Genomic DNA, 20,837 nt, shown 5'->3' on the forward strand with positions numbered 1-20,837 from the left:
GCGGAATCATTCAATGCTAAAATCAAACTTTTTAGAGCCAATCTGAGAGGCGTCGTTGATAAGAAGTTCTTCCTCTTTCGCATTGCTAAACTTTACGCCTACCCACACTAAATAGCTACTGAGCCCAAAAAAGACATGGCTCAGTGGATGCTTAATGGTGACCGAGTTGCCAGAAGGCGACAGCGGACGCAGCGGCTACATTCAGGGAATCGACACCATGTGCCATTGGAATTCTGACAACATAGTCGGCTGCGTCGATATGCTCCTGTGGGAGTCCGTCGCCCTCGGTCCCCATAACGATGGCAAGACGTGGCTCGGAGGCCAGGATGGGCGAGTCAAGGGGTATGGAATTCTCGGCGAGCGCCATAGCGACAGTCTTAAAACCGATGGTGGCAAGGTCAGAGGGACCGCCAGGCAGCCATGCCCATGGAACAAGGAACACAGAGCCCATGGACACACGTACGGCACGTCGGTTGTATGGGTCGCAAGAGTTGGTGGTTACCAGTACGGCATCCATGCCAAGTGCTGCGGCAGAGCGGAAGATGGCTCCTATGTTGGTGGAGTCCACTACTCCATCGATGACGCACACTCTCCTTGCCCCCTGGCACACCTGTTCTACGGTGGGCAGTTGCGGACGGCGCATGGCACACAGCACGCCACGCGTTAGGACATAGCCAGTAAGTTTCGCCAGCAACTCGCGGCCACCAGTATAGACGGGTATATCCCCGCAACCGGATATGATATCATAGGCATCGCCGGTGATATGCCTGCGCTCGCAGAGCAGAGAGACAGGCTCGTAGCCGGCACCGAGGGCAACGCTGATGACCTTAGGGCTCTCGACCACGATGAGTGCCTTGTCTGGATGCAGCCTATTGCGCAACTGGGCATCTGTCAAGGCACAATACGGACTGACTCTCGGGTCATCGAGTGACGTAATCTCTATGATATTCATCAGCGGCCGGTGCGTGTATTGTCAAACTTCAATGTCATCTTGCCGACAAAGGCTGCATGCTTGCCATTCTGGTCGACGGGCACCTCCTGACCGTCAAGATTCCTCACATACCTTAGAGTCTCGAAATAGGTATGGCTGTGACCGCCGAGCACAAGGTCTATCCCCCGCGTATTGGCTATGACATACTGGTCGGAGAGCGTGCCTTCGTCCCATCCAAGATGTGAGATGAGCACCACGAGGTCGCACTTCTCCTTGTACCTAAGCATATCGGCGTATTCCTGTGCCTTGGCCACAGGGTCGAGGAAGGTTACACCCTGGCAGTTAGCCTTGGACACCAGACCATCCATCTCCGGGTCAAGGGCAAAGACTCCAATCCTCAATCCCTTGCGCATCAAAACTACGTGGGTCTTAATCTTGCCCTCAAGCACAGTGCCTGTGAAGTCGTAGTTGCTGCAGAGGATGGGGTAGTTGGCCATGTCAGCGAGACGCGCCAGATTGTCGAGTCCAAAATCGAACTCATGGTTGCCGATGGTTGAGGCATCGACATGCATCATATTCATAAGACCAACCTCAACATCACCCTTGAACATGGTATAATAGGCCGAACCCTGAGAGAAGTCACCGCTGTCGAAATACAGCAGGTCGGGGTCTTTCTTGCGTTCCTCAGCCAGCAATGCTATGCGGCGCAGGAAGCCTCCCCTACCAGCCACAACGGTATCGGCAAGGTTACTGTTCAGAGGCAATATGCTGCTATGGGTGTCGTTGGTATGCAGAATGGTGAGTATTTTCTTCTTGGCAAACGCTGGCGACACTGCTGCTGCAAGCACAAGCACGACGAGCGTCATCATGCCCATGCGGAAAGCAATATTTTGATTAGTCTTCATCATATCTGTCATGTTAAGGTTGCACAATAATCCTTCCTTCTACCTTGCTGTCCACAGCCTTACCTTTATCCTTGGCTGCACGGAAATAGTCCATTATTATAAATCTGACATTGTTTGTAGCATCCTGGGGAGATACCAAGTCGGTGCCGTCCCGAAATGCCAGCAGGCCATCGTTGCCCTGAGCCAGATAGTCCAATGTAGCTATACGGTAAGTGCGGTCATCACGGATTTCCTCACCATTGAGCCTTACCGTCAACAGTTTGCCATCAGGAGCGATGGTCATCTCCACCCCATGACTCACTCCCTCTCCTTTTCGTGACGCTATCTGCGCGCAAAGCTCGAGCATCTTTTTACCCGATAGGGTCAGGAAACAAATCTTGTTCTCGAAAGGTGCCACAGCAAGCACATCACCATAGGTCACTACCCCCTTGGACAGAGCGGCCCTGATGCCGCTCATATTGTAGACGGCAAGGTCTGGATGTTCGCCACGGCGGTGCCCTTCCCACACCAGTATATCGCACAGCAGGTTGGACAACTCACTCTCGGGCTTGCTGGCAGACATGTATCTGGCTGCCTCGCCCACCACAGGACTCATTACTGAGTCAACCTGCCGCTTGTAAGGAGCCAGCCACTCTGCCGCTTCCTTAACATCAACGGTATCATAGGTACTGTCTACAACTATGCGCGTACGCCCGACATCTGTCAGATGCCAATGAGAGGAACACGCACCGCACATTGCCGCAATGGCAAGGGTACAAACAAAAGCATTATGTTTTCTCATTTTCACACGTTTATTATTGCCTTACAGGCATGCTAAACCACCTTGCAAAAATAGTGAATTTAGTTCAAACCACCATGAATTTGAAGAACAATTATGCAAAAAAGGCGAGGATTATGACTCCCCGCCTTAAATGTTCTATGAAATCTTTATGATGCATCAATAAGAAACTACTTAATGCTTAATGCCTGCTTAGCAGTCTCGTTTTCCGGATCAATCTCAAGAACCTTGTTCCAATAAGTATCGGCAGTAGCCTTGTCATCCTGTACGAGATAGTAGTAGCCAAGATAACGATAAGCCTCTACAAGACGGATGTTGTCAGTGTTGTCACGGTTGGTGTTTGCAGCCAACGAGTTGGCAAGAGCCTCATAGAAAGGCTTTGCAAGACCTTCCTTTGTCTCAGGGTCGAGAGTGGAGTTGATACGTGCACGCATAAAGTTGGAGAAGTCTGCCTGTTCAGGATGCACCTCTACGAGCTTGGCGTAAACTCCATCGGCATTCTTGAAAGCTGCGACCTGTGCCTCGCCCTCAAGGGTAGAAGCCTGCTTCTGATAGATTGTACCAAGACCGGCAAAGTCGAAAGCAGATGGTTTCTCGATATTTGCAAGATACTCGTTATAGAACTTGATGGCGCTCTCATAGTCCTCCTTAGCGGTATAGGCATCGGCAAGGTTCTTACGGGCAATGTTCAACTGCTCCTTGTTGTCCTTATTCTCCTTAGCAGCATTCTGGAACATCTCGATAGCCTTGTCATACTGCTTGGCATTCTTCAGGGCAGTACCATAATAGGTATAGTCGAAACCGGAAATCTTTGCACTGTCAGATGCCGTGAAGAGAGCCTCAGCATACTTCAAGGCCTCCTCTGTCTGGTTCATGTCAGTGAGGTTATAGAAAGCCAGACGGTTCCATGCAGCCTTGCGGGCGTTGCGAGTCAAACCATACTTTGCCATCTCAAGACTCTTGTCACGCTTCTGAAGCATCCAAGCACCAGTAGCATAGTTGGTGATGTCTACATCCTCAAGCTTAGACTTGTCGGCAACATTATCATAGCAATTTATACTCTTCTCCAGAAGGTTGGATGAATAATATATACGTGCGGCAAGAGCATCTACAGCTATGTCAGGACGCTGCTGACGCAAGTCGTTAAGGTTAGCGACAGCCTCCTCAGGACTACGTCCACGAAGTATGTTCGCGTACTTGAAATATCCCTCTGGGTCCTTCGGGTCGAAGTACTTAGCCTGCTGATACCACTCAGCAGCCTTACCGCCATCATCCTGAACTACGGCAATATCGCCAAGCAGGATATATGCCTTTGCATATTTCTTGTCACGTGCAAGAGCCAGATTGGCATACTTAGTTGCGTTGGCAGTGTCCTTAACTTCCAAATAAGCCCTACCCATGCCGAGAAGCACCTCGGGGTTCTTCTTGTTAGCCTTGAAGATGTCTTTAATGGCATCAGCACTACCATTTGACTTAATGAGTTTGCTTACTTGCTCAATAGTGGCCTTATTGTCCTGAGCCACAGCGGGAGCGTTGAATCCTAACATCAAAGCTCCAATTACTAAATATTTAATAGTCTTCATAATCATCATGTTAAGTTAGACCTATTTATAATCATTGAACGAATGACAAAGAAGAATGTTATGTCTATTCACCAACATTAACATCTCTTATTGTTATGTTACCATATACAGGCAACAATCCGGCCTTGAGGATAATGAGCTGTCCCTTAGGCGATGCTATAAAGCTGGCAAATCCCCATGGCAAGCCATTGACAGGATCGTTGAGCAGTGCATAGATAGTACGCACCAGAGGATAGTTGCCATTATATATATAGTATTGGTATGGTTTCCAACTATTCTTTGGGTTAGCCTTATCCCACTTGCTCACAGACATCAGTCGGATGTTTGCGTTGAAGGTGAGATTGGTAGTGTCCCTCTTGTCATTGAGCCAGTTGCTTCCGATAATGCCTATGGCACCCTCGGTTTTCTCAACATACTTGATTACCTCAGCTGATGTCTGAGCAGCAACAACATTCTGGCTCTTAATTGCATTTCCTCCGAGTATGGAGTCCTCAACAAAGTGTACAGCGCTCGACTTAGGATTGTCGAATACGAGAGTAATATCGCCCCTCTTGGAACCGGGGTAGAGATCGCTCCACTTGTTGGCCTCTCCGTTAAGAATCTTCTTGATATCGCTAACAGAGATACATGTGTCTGTATTAGACTTGTTCACGATAAGCGCAAGGCCGTCATACGCCAATGGCATGGCCTTGGGAAGGAAATTTCTATCCTTGAGTCCCTGCAGCTCGTCAGGCTTGAAATTTCTAGCCGTAATGACGAGCCATGTGCCATTAGCTTTAAGCAGGTTCGTGATTCCCTCGCTCTCGCTGGTATAGACTGGCTTAATCTTTGCTTCCGTATAAATGGACTCAAAGACCTCTCGCTCCTCCTCTACAATGGGTTTAAAACTTTCGTCAGAGGTAATCGAAATTACCCCTGACGAATATGTATCTGTACGTTTGTCCTTCTTCTGCTTGTTGTCAGAACAAGCGGTAGCAAGACAAGCCGCAAGTGTTAATCCTACTAAGATGTAAGATGCGTTCTTTTTCATTTGTTGATGTTTACTGTAATCTGAAAGCTACAGGCACGTTGTACTTAACGCGCACTGCCTGACCATTCTGCTTACCAGGAATCCAGCGAGGCATGCTCTTTACCACGCGTGCTGCTTCCTTGTCAAGCGACGGGTCAACTGAACGTACAACCTTCACGTCGGTAATAGAACCGTCACGCTCAACGACGAACGATACAACTACACGACCCTGTACACCATTCTCCTGAGCAACAACAGGGTACTTAACATTATTGCTGAGATACTCCATAAGAGCCTGCGGGCCACCAGGGAACGATGGCATCTGCTCAACAACATCGAATACCTTGTTTTCAACCTCAGGCTTTGGCTCTGGCTGAGCGACAGCTTCCTTGATTTTGAGCACCTCTCCGTTCGCATCATCGTTACCCTTTACGTCAAGAGCACCGATGGCGGTCTTAGTACTCATCAACTCGTCCTGTGTCTTGAGCTCATCCTCCGGCTTAACCTCCTCGTCCTTCTTGATGACAGGAGCGGTAAACTTTACAGAGCTCTTAACGCGCTCAACAACTCTTTCAGGCTGCTCAATCTTCACCTGCTTCTGCTTCACCTCAGCCTTCTTCTTAGGCTGGTTGAGTGCAGAAAGCTCGGTAACGGCGGTAACAGCAACTTTCTTGGTGCTATTCTGCACAATCTTTACGACTGCGATACAAGCCCAGATTGCGATTGCAGCAACAAAGATCGTGATGAGTGAGTAGGCATTGCGCTTGCCGGCATTCTTGCGAAGCCTGTAGGCACCATAAGCCTGGTTCCTACCTTCGAACACCATGTCAACCCATTCTTGGGATGTCAAATCTATTTTTGCCATTTCTAAATCTTTTTTAATAGTTAGCAATATACCGGCTTACTCAACACCCTTTTCCTTGAGAAGTTTCTCATCGTCAGGATTGATCTTGTCGATAACATACTTACCAATACTGCAAATCTGCATTTCGTCGAGAGCGTCAATCAAGTTCTTGTACTTAGATTTGTCAGTAGCCTTGATGATGACTGTCATGGTCTGTATCTTCTGGCCATTGATGTCACCGGCCTTAATCTTAGCCAATTCCTTGTGGTAAACAGAGTCCGACATAGTATTGTTCAAGTCGTTGGCCTTCTTCTCGTCAAGTTTAGCCTTGGCGAGCATTACCTGCTGAACAGGCTGTGTGCCATCCTCTGTCACGTGAGTAATCAGGACTTTACGAATACCTTCCTTGCCCCATGTTGTTTCCTTGAGACATGTCGGGTCATCATATTTTGGAAGTCCAGCAACATAATAAATCTTGTCGTTGGCAGCCACATAGATAGTGATAGTGTATGAAGCCTTCGTTACAGATTTATCCTCATCCTGCATGTTCTTGTCGTTACTTGGCATACTCAACTCCATTGTCTGTGGCTTAGCCAAAGAGGTACAGAGCATGAAGAACGTGATAAGAAGCATCATCATGTCCACCATAGGTGTGAAGTCTACGCGGACATTAATCTTCTTTTGTCTACTTGCTTTCTTTTTTGCCATACTTTAATCCTCCTTTGCCAATGAAGTGATAAGATAGTAACGGTTCGCATTGATGTCCTGAAGTTCAGACATAAGCTTCTTCACAACGCTGTACGGTGTTTCCTCGTCGCACTTGATGGACACCTTAATATCAGGATTGATATCCATCGCCTGCCTTACCCACATCTGGAACTCGCTCTCCCTGCCGTCTATAGAGTCGGTAGGAATACCCTCGTTCTGCAAAGCCTCAGTCATCTGCTGCTGGTCGAGCGAGAGGTATGTCTCGAGTTTTTCCATAGGAACACCCCACATTGGGTCGTTCTGGAATTTCTTAGTCTGTGCTGCAGTCAGCGACACACCGAACTGGCCCGTCATGCCCGAGAGCACGTCAACGAGGTCGTTCTGGTTGTCCATGCTCATGAACACCTTTCCTGTCTTGTCGACAAGGATGCTGAGCACGTTCTTCTCTGGAACCTTGATCTCTGACACCGAACCTGGTGTGGTAACCTTTACCGGCTCTTGCTTCACGAACGTAGATGTCAACATGAAGAAGCACAGCAAAAGCACCATCACGTCGGACATAGGGGTCATATCTATCCAGACGTCGTTTTTCTTAATTTTTACTTTACCCATAGCGATAAAAATTTAAAGGGTTAGTAGAAAATTAAGCTTCTTCTGTGTGGTTTGCTTCGTATGTCTGAGCGATAGTGTAACCAACTTCGTCAAGTGCGTATGTCAGCTTGTCAATCTTGTTAGTGTATGTGTTGTAAGCAACTACAGCCACCCAAGATGTAGCGATACCCGATGCGGTGTTAACCAAGGCCTCTGAAATACCCATAGAAAGTGCGAGTGAGTCACCACCACCACCAGCAGCCAAAGCCTGGAATGAACCGATCATACCGAGCACAGTACCGAACAGAGCGGTAAGAGTACCGAGGGTAACGATAGTAGCGATGATAGGAAGGTTCATCTGCAGAGTAGGCATCTCAAGCTGTGTAGCCTCCTCGTGAGCCTGCTGAATCTTAGCAACCTTCTGTGACTTCTTGATGCCTGTGGTGTTCTCCATCTCAGAGTATGTGTTTACAGAAGCGAGAACAACGTTGGCTACAGAACCCTGCTGCTTGTCGCACAGAGCGCGTGCCTTAGCGAAGTCGTTAGCCTTAACGGCAGCCTTTACCTCCTGAACGAACTTGGTGAGAGAGCCCTTACCGAAAGCGGTGCGGAGAGCGAAGTAGCGCTCGATGCTGAGTGCGATTACAGTGAACATAAGGGTAAAGATAAGACCTACAACGTAACCACCATGGTAAACAGTACCCATGAGGTTGAGAGGACGACCCTCGCGTGTTCCGCCAGCGAAGTTGTCAGGGTTACCGAGTACGAAGAACCAGAAAGAGTAGCCGAGTGCCAAGCATACTAACATCACCCAAATAGCTGATTTAATACCTGTGAAGCCCTTGCTTTGCTTTGGGCTTGCTGCATTTGTTTTTGTTGCCATAATGTAAGTTTTTAATTTTTAGTTATTAATAAAATTACGTGTAATGTTCGTTTGTTTTTGCGATGTACCAACATAGTTCCATAGAAGTATGGCTGACAAGCTAAATACAACGCAAAGATAACAATTTAAAGGTAATTACAGACATAATTAAGAAGTTTTAACGGAATATTTTTCTTTCCATATCCTCTTACCCTTGTCAACGTACCTTTAGGGATTGTTTTTCACTTCAGTTTGGCAAGTGTTTCCTTTATCCTTCTCATAGCCTCCCTGATATTGTCATCGCTTGTTGCGTAACTCATGCGGAAGCACTCTGGGTCGCCGAAGGCGTCGCCTCCCACAGTAGCCACATGTCCTTCCTCAAGAAGATACATTGCAAAATCGGTGGAATTGCTAATGGTATGCTTGCCGTCGGTCTTTCCAAAGAAGCTGCTGCATTTGGGGAACAGATAGAACGCGCCTTCTGGTACATTCACCTCCAGTCCCGGAATATCCTTAGCAAGTTCCACAATAAGGTCTCTTCTACGCTGGAACGCCTGTCTCATGGTCTCCACGCACTCCTGGTCGAGAGTGTATGCAGCCTCAGCTGCTTTCTGGCTTACAGAGCATGGACCGCTTGTGTATTGCCCCTGAAGTTTATTGCATCCCTTGACAATCCATTCCGGTGCAGCGATATATCCTATTCTCCATCCTGTCATGGCGTATGCCTTTGATACTCCGTTGACGATAATGGCTCTTTCTCTCATGCCCTCTACCTTGGCGATACTGGCATGCTCGCCGACATAGTTGATATGCTCGTATATCTCGTCAGCCAGCACAAAGAGGTCTTCGTGCCTCAATATCACCTCTGCCAGTGCCGCCAGCTCCTGCTGAGAGTACACACTGCCAGTAGGATTGCTCGGCGAGCATAGTATGAGCATGCGTGTCTTTGGCGTTATGGCAGCCTCAAGCTGCTCTGGAGTCATTTTAAAGTTCTGCTCGAACCCCGCATTCACTATGACGGGCTCACCTCCTGCCAGCTTCACCATCTGCGGATAGCTTACCCAATAAGGTGCAGGGATAATAACCTCCTCGCCCTCGTTCACCAATGCCATGATGGTATTGCAGACGCTCTGCTTGGCTCCGTTGGAGACAAGAATCTCCGAGGGAGAATAGTCAAGTCCGTTCTCGTTTTTTAGTTTTGCAGATATGGCTTTCCTCAAGTCGGGATAGCCAGGTACGGGGGAGTATCTTGAATAGTTGTCATCAACTGCCTTCTTGGCAGCGGCCTTTATATGGTCTGGAGTATTGAAGTCAGGCTCGCCGACGCTCATGTTTATGACATCGATGCCTTGGGCTTTCATTTCGCTGCTTTTCTGCGACATAGCCAGCGTTGCAGACGGAGCCAGACGGTTTAGTCTATTTGATAATTGTGCCATAATATTGCTATTGTGTTATTGTTTCTGCAAAAGTAATCATTTTATTCTTTATAACGAAAAAAAGATTGCAATATTTCACCTGTCACACAATTGTAACGACAAAAACTACATTTTCGTCAGTCTATGTGCAGGGTATGTCCCATACGGTCCTTCTTCGTCTTCAGATATTTGTAGTCGTAGGGTGTCGGTTCTATCTCAATAGGAACATTCTCGACAATTTCCAGACCATAGGCCTCAAGTCCCACCCTTTTTGTGGGGTTGTTTGTCATCAGCCTCATCTTGTGTACACCCAGGAAGCGGAGCATCTGTGCCCCACATCCATAGTCTCTCTCGTCAGGTTCGAAGCCAAGATGGATGTTGGCCTCAACGGTGTCGAGTCCCTGCTCCTGCAGTTTATATGCGGCAATCTTGTTCATGAGTCCGATACCCCTGCCCTCCTGCTGCATGTAGACTATAACGCCCTTGCCTTCCTTCTCAATCATTTGCATGGCCTTATGCAGTTGCTCCCCGCAGTCACATCTCATACTGCCAAGGATATCTCCTGTAGCGCATGACGAGTGTACCCGTACAAGAATCTCCTCGTCCTCGCTCCACTCACCTTTCACCAATGCCATGTGTTCGAGTCCGTTGCTCTGCTGTCTGAAAGGTATGAGCATGAAGTCCCCATAGCGTGTCGGCATATGAACCTTCTCGCCAACCTCAATGCTTGTCTCTTTCTGCAGTCTGTATGCTATGAGATCTTTGATAGTAATAATCTTCATTCCCCATTCAGCCGCCAGTTTCTGCAGTTCAGGCATCCTGGCCATAGTACCGTCCTCGTTCATTATCTCCATGAGGGCACCAGCCGGATATAGTCCCGCCAGCTTACACAGGTCGACAGCAGCCTCTGTATGCCCCGAGCGGCTCAGCACGCCATTGTCCTGGGCGTAAAGCGGATTAACGTGTCCTGGGCGTCCAAAGGTAGAAGGCTTCGATGTTGGGTCAGCCAATGCCCTAAGTGTCTCGGCCCTATCGTGGGCAGACACTCCTGTTGAGCATCCCTCAAGCTTGTCGACGGTAACGGTGAATGGCGTGCCGAGCACGGACGTGTTCTCCACCACCTGCTTGGGCAGGTCCAATTCCTCGCACCTGCTCAGGGTTATAGGAGCGCAGAGCACTCCCCTTGCGTTCTTTAGCATGAAGTTCACCTTCTCGTCAGTAATCTTCTCTGCGGCAATGATGAGGTCGCCCTCGTTCTCACGGTCCTCATCGTCAACGACAATGACGAACTTGCCTTCCTTGAAGTCCTTGAGGGCCTCCTGTATGCTATCAACTTTGAAATCCATATTGTTGAGTGGGTTGTATATTGTTTCTTATTTATAAATGTACTTATCTTACCTCTACACCTTATTATATATAATATTCTTATGCAGAGCCTCAGGCCTTGTCCAATTCCATCTCCCTTATCCTTACGATGATGTTCTGGTTGGTCTGTCTTATCGTCCTAAGGTCACGCAGCAGACGCAGTCGGAACATCCACATCCTGACGTACAGCACAGCGCCTATCGGGAATATTATTCCGACAACCATATTGAGCCATCGTTTCTCGAAGGGTCTGGTATGTGCCTTGGCGGAGAGTATCGGGTACTGGTTGAGCTCGTGCAGCACAACCTTGTCGCGTGTATTGGACAGGTCCTCTATCACTGCCTCCATCTCCTCGTTGATGCGTTCTATCTCATGGTCTGGCGCGTACTTGAAGAACACCTTTATGACGTTCGGTGCCGCAACCAGCTTATGGTCGTTGGAGTAGACATTCACGTCCCTGTTTATCTGCCTCAGCCTAACAGCATCACTGGCATAGTCGGGCTCATTGATGACAACCTCCTTCGAGAACACATGGCGTTTGAGCCTCAGTCCGAGGAGCTTCATGAAGAAGTCGCGGTAGGCATCGGAATTGAACACCACCGAGTCGTTGTTAGCCTTGTAAGTGACAAATACGGCAATAGGCGTAAGGACAGCGGGTGCCAGGCCCTTGCCAAACCATATTGCCCACATGCCGCCTCTGGCCATGCGGTAGCCGGAATTGTCGAGGATGTAATAGATGATGAACACAAGCACGGAGATAAGGATAGGATAGCCCAGTCCGCCCTTGCGTATGATGGCGCCGAGGGGTGCTCCGATAAAGAAGAAGAGCAGACATTGCAGAGCTAATGTAAACTTGTTGATGGCCTCTATCTTATGCTGTCTGATAAGCTTGTCGCCATCACTCGTAATCATGCTTCTGAACTCCAGGTCGCTGACCCTGCTCTGCGTCTTGTTGAGGGCATCGTTCACCGCGTTCTGCTTTTTGTCGGCAGACAGGCGGGCATAAATGCTGTCGAAAGCCATGCTCTCCGCCATTGCCGCCTTCACGGCTTTCACGGAGTCGGTCTTGGCCAACGATGGCAAAGAGTAATACACCCTCTTTGCATCATCATAATATGCCTTGCCTATGCTGTCGTATACATGGTTCAGCGAGTCTATGTCGGAGGTTATCTGCCTCAGCCCCTTACCCTTTGCATTGCTTGTCAGCGACGATGCATCTGACATATTGAACTCACCATCGAAGTCGAGCACAATCTGCTTGGTGACGAAAGTCTCACGCCTGTATGGCACCGACGCGCTGTTGGCAATCTCCTGCGACTGCATGTTCTCGAACCACTCGCCGCTCCACAGCGTGAGCAGCAGATGCTTCTTTTCTGCCGTCGACTGCAACATACCTGAGTCAGCAAGGATAATGGCCTGGTCCTCATAGCTTCCCGTCCTACGGTAAATCATCATTCCGTAGAGCTTTCCCGTCTGCACATCCTTTTTCTGGACATATAGGTTGCAGTTGGGAAGTCCGTCATAAAAAATACCCTCTGGTATCATCAACTCCGGACTCTTCTGCTTCATGGAGATAAGCAACTGTGCCAGCTTCAGATTGGCCTGCGGAGCAACATGGTTCTGAAAGTAGAACGAACACAAACACACAGCCACTGTGATGACGATGAGCGAGCGGAATGCCTGCATCAGCGATACGCCGGCAGCCTTGATGGCCGTCAGCTCAGAGCTTTCACCCAGATTGCCGAAAGCGATAAGTGTGGACAGGAGGATAGCCAACGGCAGAGCCTGAGGAACAAGCATCAGGGCCATATACCAGAAGAACTGCGCCATTACTTCCATGGACAGTCCCTTGCCGATAAGGTCATCGATGTTTCTCCACAGGAACTGCATCATCAGCACGAACTGGCAGATGAAGAAGGTTCCCACAAAGAGCAGACCGAACTGCTTGGCAATGAAAATATCTAATTTCTTTATTCGAAATGTCATTCTCTCACTTTTTCCCCACTATGTGGCTATCAGTCTGCAAAATTAGTACAAAAAACTCAAATTCCCACCTATTTTATTAATTTTATATGTTTCGACCTCAAATCCGCAACTTAGCGCTATCGCATCCTACTCGAGTGGGACATCATCACTTGGGTTCGAAGAGTTATGAGGGGTTCGAAGGGTTTGAGGGGTTTGAAGGGTTCGAAGGGTTATGAGAGGGTCGAGGAGTTATGAAGGTTTACAGGGTATCCAATTAGATGTGCAAAAATTGGATATCCTAATTCTGAAGTTCATGTCGGTAATTGTCGCGCTGTAAGCGCAAAAGCGCATAGCCCAGGGTAGAGCGTAGCGACACCCTGGGTTATTTGATGTAGCTGATGGTCGCGCTGTAAGCGCAAAAGCGTAGATAACAGAAGGATATTTAACGCTTTTGCGCTTACAGCGCGCATGGACAATGCCACCTTACACCCAGGGTGCCGCTGCGCTCTACCCTGGGCTATGCGCTTTTGCGCTTACAGCGCGTGCTGGTCAATATATTTTCTGCGAGCAAGTAGTCAGAGTAAATCAGGAACAGTCCCATTTTGGGTACAACAAACTGGACACCCTAAATATTAAATGAAGTGGGTGAAACCGTTTGCCATAGGATATGAATACGTTTGCATCCCTGATAAGGTTAATAACCTTACGGCCTTAAGGTTATTAACCTTGCAGGCGTAAGGTTATTAACCTTATCGGCAATGATATATATATGCATCGACCACGCAACAATATATTGTCACTCGAGATATAGCATGAACCGCAAATATGAATACGCCACAGACAAGATTTATAACCTTAGCGGCAATGAAGGTAACAAATACAGAGCACACTGCTATAAATGGTAATTACTCGAAATGTCAGATGACCCCATCAAGCGCAAGGGGCTTATCTTGGTTTTTGTCTACATTTTCATTTTCATCAATTCTTCAGCTGACACAAGTTTTTCCACCGAGCCGGTTTCAGTGGTAGCGGGAAACAGCACACACCGAGAAACAATTAAGGGTGCCTGGCAGAAGCCTTGCACCCTTATTTCCTTTTTCTGAAGTTTTCTGATTAGCCCAAGCTGATAGCCTCGTTAGGACAAACATCAGCACAAGTTCCGCACTCTGTGCAAACGTCTGGGTCAATTGAATACTTCTCGCCCTCAGAGATAGCTCCAGATGGGCACTCGCTAATACAAGAACCGCAAGCAATGCAGTCGTCGCTAATTACGTAAGCCATAATAAATTGTATTTAAGATTTAATTAATATGTTGGTTTCATCCTTCGTTTTCTCGCCTTGGCATAGCTCAAGCATGCTTGGCTCAGCTCATTTGGCTTAACAAAAACGTTCGTCTCTTCTGCCGCACGCCGTCATGCGCCACAACATTCAAGTACCCTGCAAAGATAAGAATTTATATCGGAATACCTACAATTAGGTATTACTTTTTTGATAATTTAAACATTGTCTTAATAAACAGCTATGCAATATCAGTGCCAAAAACACGTTAATAATAAAGAATGAACAAGAAAGGCATCACATCAGCTATCATAGTCATAGCCAGCATGTGCGCACACATATTTGGTGGGCAGGCCATGGCACAGACAAGGACGGTAGAGAACCGTCCCTATACCGACTTACGCCCATTCCATTTCGGCATCGTGGCAGGAACACACCTTCAGGACCTGGAGTTCGTCAACGTTGGCATGCAGACCATTGTCAACGAGGACGGAACCACAAGCGAGGCTCTTATCACCTGCGACCAAGACCGCTGGGACAATGGATTTACTGTAGGCATAACAGGCGAGCTGCGTCTGAGCCGTTCGTTCCAGTTCCGCATCGCTCCGGCAATGTATTTCGGCACACGCCACCTCACATTTCATAATTTCACAGATGAGGCGGCGGGAGTGAAGGAGTTCGAGAAGACGCAAACCATCAAGTCGGCATACATCTCTGCCGCCATGGACCTTATCTACGGTTCCTTGCGGTTCAACAACCACCGTCCATACATGATGATAGGACTCAACCCGATGATAAACCTCACCGGCAAGAGCGACGACATACTAAAGCTCAAGCGTTACGACCTGTTCCTGGAGGCCGGCATAGGTTGCGACTTCTATCTGCCTTTCTTCAAGATCCGCCCGGAACTTAAGTTTCTCTACGGCCTGAGCAACTGCCTTGACACCGAACACGCCAAAAGCCTGCGCAATGCAGCCCTGATACCATACACCAACTCCGTGAGCAGCGCAAGAAGCAAGATGATAGTACTCAGCTTCTATTTCGAATAGGGTTCTATTATCACTCGGGCATCCCCTGACGTTCTAAAGAACAAAAACAGATGACAAAACAAAAGAAAAAGAGGCGAAATCTTTGTGGGTTGAGAAAAATGTAGTAACTTTGCACCCGCTTTTCGGCGTAACCGCTGACTACGGACGAGTCGCAGGTCATGTTGCGTTGGAACGACAAACAATATTTAATTATCAATTACAATGGATTTAATTAAAGTTGCTGAAGAAGCATTTGCAACCGGCAAGCAGTTCCCAGAGTTCAAGTCTGGTGACACTATCACTGTCGCTTACAAAATCGTCGAGGGTTCAAAAGAGCGTATCCAGCTCTACCGTGGTGTAGTAATCAAGATTTCCGGCCACGGCAACAAGAAGCGTTTCACCGTTCGCAAGATGTCTGGTACCGTAGGTGTTGAGCGTATCTTCCCTATCGAGTCTCCGAACATCGAGTCTATCGAGGTCAACAAGCATGGTAAGGTTCGCCGCGCCAAGCTCTACTACCTCCGCAAGCTCACAGGTAAGAAGGCACGCATCCAGGAGAAGCGCGTCATTACAGGCGAATAATCAGAACTCATCGCAAAGAGATAAAAAGCAGTCCTCGCACATGCAAGGATTGCTTTTTGTCGTTTCAAGACATTGCTTTTTCAACGAAATTGTGTACTTTTGCATCTCACAACGATTTATTCACTACTACATTTTAGACAATGGACAACAAGAAACACATCGGCACACTATGCGTACAGGCAGGATGGACACCGAAGAACGGAGAGTCGAGAGTACTGCCAATAGTACAGAGCACAACTTTCAAGTACGACAATTCTGAGGAAATGGCCTTACTCTTCGACCTGAAGAAGGAGGGATATTTCTACACACGTCTTCAAAACCCCACCAACGACGCCGTAGCGTCCAAGATAGCCGCTCTAGAGGGTGGCGTTGGTGCCGTACTGACATCAAGCGGGCAGGCCGCCAATTTCTACGCCATCTTCAACATCTGCGAGGCTGGCGGACACATTGTGGTGAGCAACAATATCTATGGCGGAACATACAATCTCTTCGGCGTGACGCTGAAGAAGCTCGGCATAGACTGCACATACGTAGACCCCACGGCTGACGACGAGGAGATAGAGAAGGCTTTCCGGCCAAATACCAAGGCTCTCTTCGGTGAGACCATCGCCAATCCAGGATGCAGCGTATTCGATATAGAGCGCTTTGCAAAGATGGCACACCGACACGGCGTTCCACTTATCGTTGACAATACTTTCGCCACCCCCGTAAACTGCCGTCCCTTCGAATGGGGTTGCGACATAGTCACACACTCAACAACGAAATACATGGACGGTCATGCCACACAGGTTGGCGGATGCGTCGTTGACAGTGGCAATTTCGACTGGGATGCTCATGCAGACAAGTTCCCGGGACTATGCACACCCGACGAGTCGTACCATGGCCTGACATACACCAAGGCATTCGGAAAGATGGCATATACCACAAAACTTGTGGCACAGCTGATGAGAGACCTCGGCTCAATACCTGCCCCACAAAACTCATTTCTACTGAACCTTGGTCTTGAGACCCTCCATCTGCGTATGCCCCGCCATTGCGAGAACGCACAGAAGGTGGCACAATTCCTGCACGATGACCCGAGAGTAGCATGGGTAAGATACTCAGGTCTTGCCGATGACCCCGACCACAAGCTGGCTTTGAAATATCTTCCCAACGGCTCATGCGGAGTAATGTGCTTCGGACTCAAGGGCGACCGCGAGACAGCTATAAAGTTCATGGACTCGCTCAAGATGATTGCCATAGTTACCCACGTGGCCGACGCGCGCTCATGTGTTCTCCATCCTGCAAGCCATACACACCGCCAGCTGTCTGAAGAGCAACTGCGCGAGGCGGGAATCGCTCCTGACCTTATCCGTCTGTCGGTAGGCATCGAGGACGTCGAGGACATAATCGACGACATCAGGCAGGCATTGGACAAAATATAGGTGGAAACACCTTCTTGGTGATAATCAAAAAAAAGAAGAAGACCTTTGTGGAAACAGTCATTCCTCAAAGGTCTTCTTCAAGCTTTCCCAGTTCTGGAAACCGGCAAGCAGAGCCAGTTTGTCGAGCGTCTCGCGTGTCGGTTTCTCCTTTCCCGTCAGTATATCCGTCAACTTACGCAAAGCCTTTGGCTCCAGTTTCACCTTGTGCCTGGAAGCAAACTCATAGAGTTTCTTAAATTCGCGTATCATCTTACTGTAATGATTGATATGATTACCCGGGTGCAAAGGTAATGCAAATATGGCTAACGGCAAAATCATTGCTAAAAAATTGCATTTTACTTTTTTATTTCACTCGTTTGCACTACCTTTGCAAATGCTAAGAAAAAGGTAATAAGAAATTAAATAAACAGTATTCGACAGTTATGAAAGAATTGGCTTTAAAGTACGGATGCAACCCCAACCAGAAACCATCGAGGATATTCATGGAAGAGGGTGAGCTCCCCATTGAAGTAATCAACGGTCGACCGGGATATATCAATTTCCTGGACGCCCTGAACAGTTGGCAACTCGTAAAGGAACTCAAGGCAGCAACAGGCATGCCGGCTGCAGCGAGCTTCAAGCACGTCAGCCCTGCCGGTGCTGCTATAGGACTGCCCCTTAGCGATACCCTGAAAAGGATATATTTCGTTGACGACGTAAAGATTGAGCTGTCACCACTCGCATGCGCATACGCCCGTGCCAGAGGTGCCGACCGCATGTGCTCGTATGGCGACTTCGTTGCACTGAGCGACATTTGCGACGCTGCCACCGCCACTCTTATCAAGCGGGAGGTCAGCGACGGAGTGATAGCACCGGGATATACTGATGAGGCATTGGAGATACTCAAGGACAAGCGCAAGGGAACATACAACGTAATAAAGATTGACCCTGACTATACTCCCGCGCCGATAGAGCGCAAGCAGGTGTTCGGCATCACCTTCGAGCAGGGACGCAACGAGATAAGACTCGACGACCCCGCACTCTTCGAGAACATCCCCACACAGAACAAGACATTCACCGACGAGGCTAAGCGCGACCTCATCATCGCCCTTATAACCCTTAAGTACACCCAGAGCAACTCCGTATGCTATGTCAAGGACGGGCAGGCCATCGGTATCGGAGCAGGACAGCAGAGCCGCATACACTGCACCCGCCTGGCCGGGCAGAAGGCCGATATATGGTGGCTGCGCCAGTGCCCGAAGGTTATGAACCTTCCGTTCAAGCCGGGCATCAGGCGCGCTGACCGCGACAACACCATTGACGTATACATCAGCGAGGAATACGAGGACGTACTGCGTGACGGCACATGGGAGATGTTCTTCACCGAGAAGCCAGAGGTGCTGACAGCAGAAGAGAAGAAGGCCTGGATAGCACAGAACACAAAGGTTGCCCTTGGCTCAGATGCTTTCTTCCCATTCGGTGACAATATCGAGCGCGCCCACAAGAGCGGAGTTGAATACATCGCCCAGGCTGGCGGCAGCATACGTGACGACAATGTTATCGAGACTTGCGACAAGTACGGCATCGCCATGGCGTTCACCGGAGTAAGGCTGTTCCACCATTGATTTATTCTCATTTGACGATCGAACAAGTTTTTTCCAAAGGCGAACAGTATCGCCGAGACTTGCTTTGACAAGTTGCAGAGCCTAACAGACAAGTTGACAAGTTAATGGTCTTTTTGACTATAACTTCTATAGTGACGATGAGCCATTAACTTGCCAACTTTAAACACTCAATATTAAACTCCAAACATTAAACCCTCTACATGTCAGACAGCTTTAACGATATTCTCGAAGGAGGCATAGTCTTCAAGAAAGGGCCGAGCAACAGCAAGGGCTCTGACAAAGTGAAGACAAAAGCCAAGAAAAAGAAATACATTACCGGTGCACACGGCAGTGGCTCTGCCAAGCAGAAGGCCAAATATCGTGAGCAGCGAGCCAACAGGCACAAATAGCCTTTGTCTATTACCAATGCCGTAAGCTCAGGCAAACACCCTCTTCCATAGTGACGACATCGTTACCATCATTTCTCCCTCCATGTATGGAAAGAATGCGGTGGTAGCAACTGATTAAGGAACTTTTTACCTAACTGAACGGTAGCCTGTCGAGGCTGGTCAGTGATGTTGGCAGCTATTACCACCCGCTTCCCGTCTGGACGTGCAAAGACAATAACGGGCAGCCCCTGACAGTCGTTCTTACTCTTGTATGCCAGTACACGGCTACCGGGAACCACCTCGCCAGAGAAATGCCTTACAGCATGATATTCCGCAGTATAACGATGGGTTTGGGTCTTTGAATCTACCTGTATAAGAGCATTCTGTTTCCATCCCCAAGGACTCTGACCATTGTCACACAAGACGAAATTCCAAATAAAATACTCATCACATCCACGCCCTATATAGTCGCACAGCAGATGGAACGTATGTTCTCCTGCTCGCCAATCCATAGAACCATCACCGCACTCGCTTTCCGAAGAGATGAGGTGCAGGGAAGGATACCTCTGACGAAGCCTGTCGAGATGCTCACGGCATTCCCATTGTATGCCCAGTCCCTCTACATCATCCTTCAGCCTGTCAACGATGGTCTCCACATAGTCATACCTATTGGTATTGAATGTTCCGAGATATAGTTTCACTTCAGGATGCTTACGCGACAGGGTTGGCTTTAGATAGCAGGCGTTGAAAATTCTCGTTCCCTCAGCTGTCCATGCACATCCTGGATAAGGTGTGTAGCTGTATGCCTCATTCTGATACATCACCATGTCTATGGGAATATCCTGCTCTGCGTAGAGTTCAATGAAGCGGCAGAACATGTCGGCATACGACTGCAGATAGCGTGGATCCTGTATCATAAAGTTCTGAGTAGCGAGACGACGTGGAAATACATTGTTCCGATTACCCAACAACTTCATCTCGTCCGGGTCGATATTAGCCACACCATCATAGAGCAAGACATCCTTCTCTTTAGGCTGATTGTTGTAGCGACTGCTCACTACAGGATAGTCCTGGTTAATTTTCATCCATGCTGGCGGACTCCATGGAGACATCCAGAAGGTAAGAGCAGGCTGATACTTTTGCGCCATTTTTATCAGACGGATTACATTCTTCTTGTCATGCTCGATATTGAAATACTTCAGCATGAAGTCTCCGGCTACGGTGTCGCATGAGTACCATGCCCGCGAATAGTCATTAGCATTCATGGTAAGCCTGCCACGCGTGAAATGCAACTGCCCGTCTGGTGCAAAGATATTGTGGAGAATTTCCTCCCTTGCCTCATCTGTCAGCAGAAGCAAGGCATCAAGTCCAAGTTCATTGAAGCAAGTGCCCCAAGCCTTGAACTCATGTCCTTTCTCCTGACCTGTGACTATCAGCAGTGGAGTAGCAGCAGCCTTCGCATGCAACTTTGCAGACGTACTCTGCCACTCCTTCTGCTCTGTCGTTGTATAATGTCTGAAAGTCTGCGCACTAACCATAAGGCTACAAATCATCAGACAACAAGCGAGAATACATTTTGTCATATTCTAAGTGTATA

19 protein-coding genes and 1 pseudogene are annotated in these 20,837 nt (G+C 48.4%); 5 read left to right on the forward strand and 15 right to left on the reverse strand.

The features are described from left to right. Positions 1-151: 151 nt before the first annotated feature. The 13 genes from CIL02_RS09605 to CIL02_RS09665 form a co-directional block, all read right to left on the reverse strand. Positions 152-952: an RNA methyltransferase gene (locus CIL02_RS09605; RefSeq protein ID WP_094401219.1), complete on the reverse strand. Its 801-nt coding sequence runs from the start codon at positions 950-952 to the stop codon at positions 152-154. Continuing rightward, on the reverse strand, positions 952-1,836 hold the full coding sequence (locus CIL02_RS09610) for a bifunctional UDP-sugar hydrolase/5'-nucleotidase (RefSeq protein WP_094401341.1): 885 nt from the start codon (positions 1,834-1,836) through the stop codon (positions 952-954). The genes CIL02_RS09605 and CIL02_RS09610 overlap by 1 nt, the downstream gene beginning before the upstream one ends. 13 nt (positions 1,837-1,849) lie before the next feature. Continuing rightward, entirely contained in the window at positions 1,850-2,617 is a 768-nt protein-coding gene (locus CIL02_RS09615) for a 5'-nucleotidase C-terminal domain-containing protein (RefSeq protein ID WP_094401221.1), read from the reverse strand. Positions 2,618-2,784: 167 nt separating this feature from the next. Then, the gene (locus tag CIL02_RS09620) at positions 2,785-4,197 is read right to left on the reverse strand and encodes a lipopolysaccharide assembly protein LapB (RefSeq protein WP_094401343.1); all 1,413 of its coding nucleotides are present in this window, start codon (positions 4,195-4,197) and stop codon (positions 2,785-2,787) included. A 64-nt stretch (positions 4,198-4,261) separates the two neighbouring features. After that, a complete protein-coding gene (locus CIL02_RS09625) occupies positions 4,262-5,227 on the reverse strand; it encodes a PstS family phosphate ABC transporter substrate-binding protein (protein ID WP_094401222.1) in 966 nt (321 codons plus the stop codon). A gap of 10 nt (positions 5,228-5,237) precedes the next feature. Continuing rightward, positions 5,238-6,071, reverse strand: a complete 834-nt coding sequence (locus tag CIL02_RS09630) for an energy transducer TonB (protein WP_094401223.1) — start codon at positions 6,069-6,071, stop codon at positions 5,238-5,240. A gap of 36 nt (positions 6,072-6,107) precedes the next feature. Further along, on the reverse strand, positions 6,108-6,758 hold the full coding sequence (locus CIL02_RS09635; protein ID WP_094401225.1) for a biopolymer transporter ExbD: 651 nt from the start codon (positions 6,756-6,758) through the stop codon (positions 6,108-6,110). Positions 6,759-6,761: 3 nt separating this feature from the next. Then, on the reverse strand, positions 6,762-7,370 hold the full coding sequence (locus CIL02_RS09640; protein ID WP_094401227.1) for a biopolymer transporter ExbD: 609 nt from the start codon (positions 7,368-7,370) through the stop codon (positions 6,762-6,764). 31 nt (positions 7,371-7,401) lie between these two features. Next, positions 7,402-8,232 carry a MotA/TolQ/ExbB proton channel family protein gene (locus CIL02_RS09645; RefSeq protein WP_094401229.1) on the reverse strand — a complete coding sequence of 277 codons (831 nt, stop codon included), beginning with the start codon at positions 8,230-8,232 and terminating at the stop codon, positions 7,402-7,404. A 221-nt stretch (positions 8,233-8,453) separates the two neighbouring features. After that, positions 8,454-9,647, reverse strand: coding sequence for a pyridoxal phosphate-dependent aminotransferase (locus CIL02_RS09650; protein WP_094401231.1), 1,194 nt, complete (start codon positions 9,645-9,647; stop codon positions 8,454-8,456). A 116-nt stretch (positions 9,648-9,763) separates the two neighbouring features. Continuing rightward, the gene (locus tag CIL02_RS09655; protein WP_094401233.1) at positions 9,764-10,972 is read right to left on the reverse strand and encodes a bifunctional 3,4-dihydroxy-2-butanone-4-phosphate synthase/GTP cyclohydrolase II; all 1,209 of its coding nucleotides are present in this window, start codon (positions 10,970-10,972) and stop codon (positions 9,764-9,766) included. Positions 10,973-11,063: 91 nt separating this feature from the next. Then, complete coding sequence (locus CIL02_RS09660) at positions 11,064-12,977, reverse strand: LptF/LptG family permease (RefSeq protein ID WP_094401235.1); 1,914 nt, start codon at positions 12,975-12,977, stop codon at positions 11,064-11,066. Between the two features lie 1,092 nt (positions 12,978-14,069). Then, positions 14,070-14,237: a DUF362 domain-containing protein gene (locus CIL02_RS09665; protein ID WP_094401237.1), complete on the reverse strand. Its 168-nt coding sequence runs from the start codon at positions 14,235-14,237 to the stop codon at positions 14,070-14,072. Positions 14,238-14,515: 278 nt separating this feature from the next. Between CIL02_RS09665 and CIL02_RS09670 the strand changes: the two genes are divergently transcribed. The 3 genes from CIL02_RS09670 to CIL02_RS09680 all read left to right on the forward strand — a co-directional run bounded on the left by CIL02_RS09670 (position 14,516) and on the right by CIL02_RS09680 (position 17,268). Further along, positions 14,516-15,283, forward strand: coding sequence for a porin family protein (locus tag CIL02_RS09670; RefSeq protein ID WP_371589308.1), 768 nt, complete (start codon positions 14,516-14,518; stop codon positions 15,281-15,283). Positions 15,284-15,484: 201 nt separating this feature from the next. Continuing rightward, positions 15,485-15,844: a 50S ribosomal protein L19 gene (gene rplS, locus CIL02_RS09675; RefSeq protein WP_094401239.1), complete on the forward strand. Its 360-nt coding sequence runs from the start codon at positions 15,485-15,487 to the stop codon at positions 15,842-15,844. 140 nt (positions 15,845-15,984) lie between these two features. Next, the gene (locus tag CIL02_RS09680; protein ID WP_094401241.1) at positions 15,985-17,268 is read left to right on the forward strand and encodes an O-acetylhomoserine aminocarboxypropyltransferase/cysteine synthase family protein; all 1,284 of its coding nucleotides are present in this window, start codon (positions 15,985-15,987) and stop codon (positions 17,266-17,268) included. A 57-nt stretch (positions 17,269-17,325) separates the two neighbouring features. On the opposite strand, the gene CIL02_RS09685 is transcribed toward CIL02_RS09680, so the two are convergent. Further along, positions 17,326-17,517, reverse strand: coding sequence for a hypothetical protein (locus CIL02_RS09685; protein WP_094401243.1), 192 nt, complete (start codon positions 17,515-17,517; stop codon positions 17,326-17,328). Between the two features lie 164 nt (positions 17,518-17,681). On the opposite strand from CIL02_RS09685, the pseudogene CIL02_RS09690 reads away from it, so the two are divergent. Together CIL02_RS09690 and CIL02_RS09695 are read left to right on the forward strand one after the other, a co-directional pair. Continuing rightward, positions 17,682-18,872 (forward strand): annotated as a pseudogene (locus tag CIL02_RS09690) (phosphoribosylaminoimidazolecarboxamide formyltransferase); the annotation flags it as partial. 200 nt (positions 18,873-19,072) lie between these two features. After that, the gene (locus CIL02_RS09695; protein WP_094401247.1) at positions 19,073-19,261 is read left to right on the forward strand and encodes a hypothetical protein; all 189 of its coding nucleotides are present in this window, start codon (positions 19,073-19,075) and stop codon (positions 19,259-19,261) included. Between the two features lie 68 nt (positions 19,262-19,329). Here CIL02_RS09695 and CIL02_RS09700 read toward each other — a convergent pair whose 3' ends face one another. After that, a complete protein-coding gene (locus CIL02_RS09700) occupies positions 19,330-20,823 on the reverse strand; it encodes a glycoside hydrolase family 30 beta sandwich domain-containing protein (protein WP_094401249.1) in 1,494 nt (497 codons plus the stop codon). Positions 20,824-20,837 lie beyond the last annotated feature (14 nt).

The organism is Prevotella sp. P3-122 (assembly GCF_002251365.1).
Lineage (GTDB): Bacteria > Bacteroidota > Bacteroidia > Bacteroidales > Bacteroidaceae > Prevotella.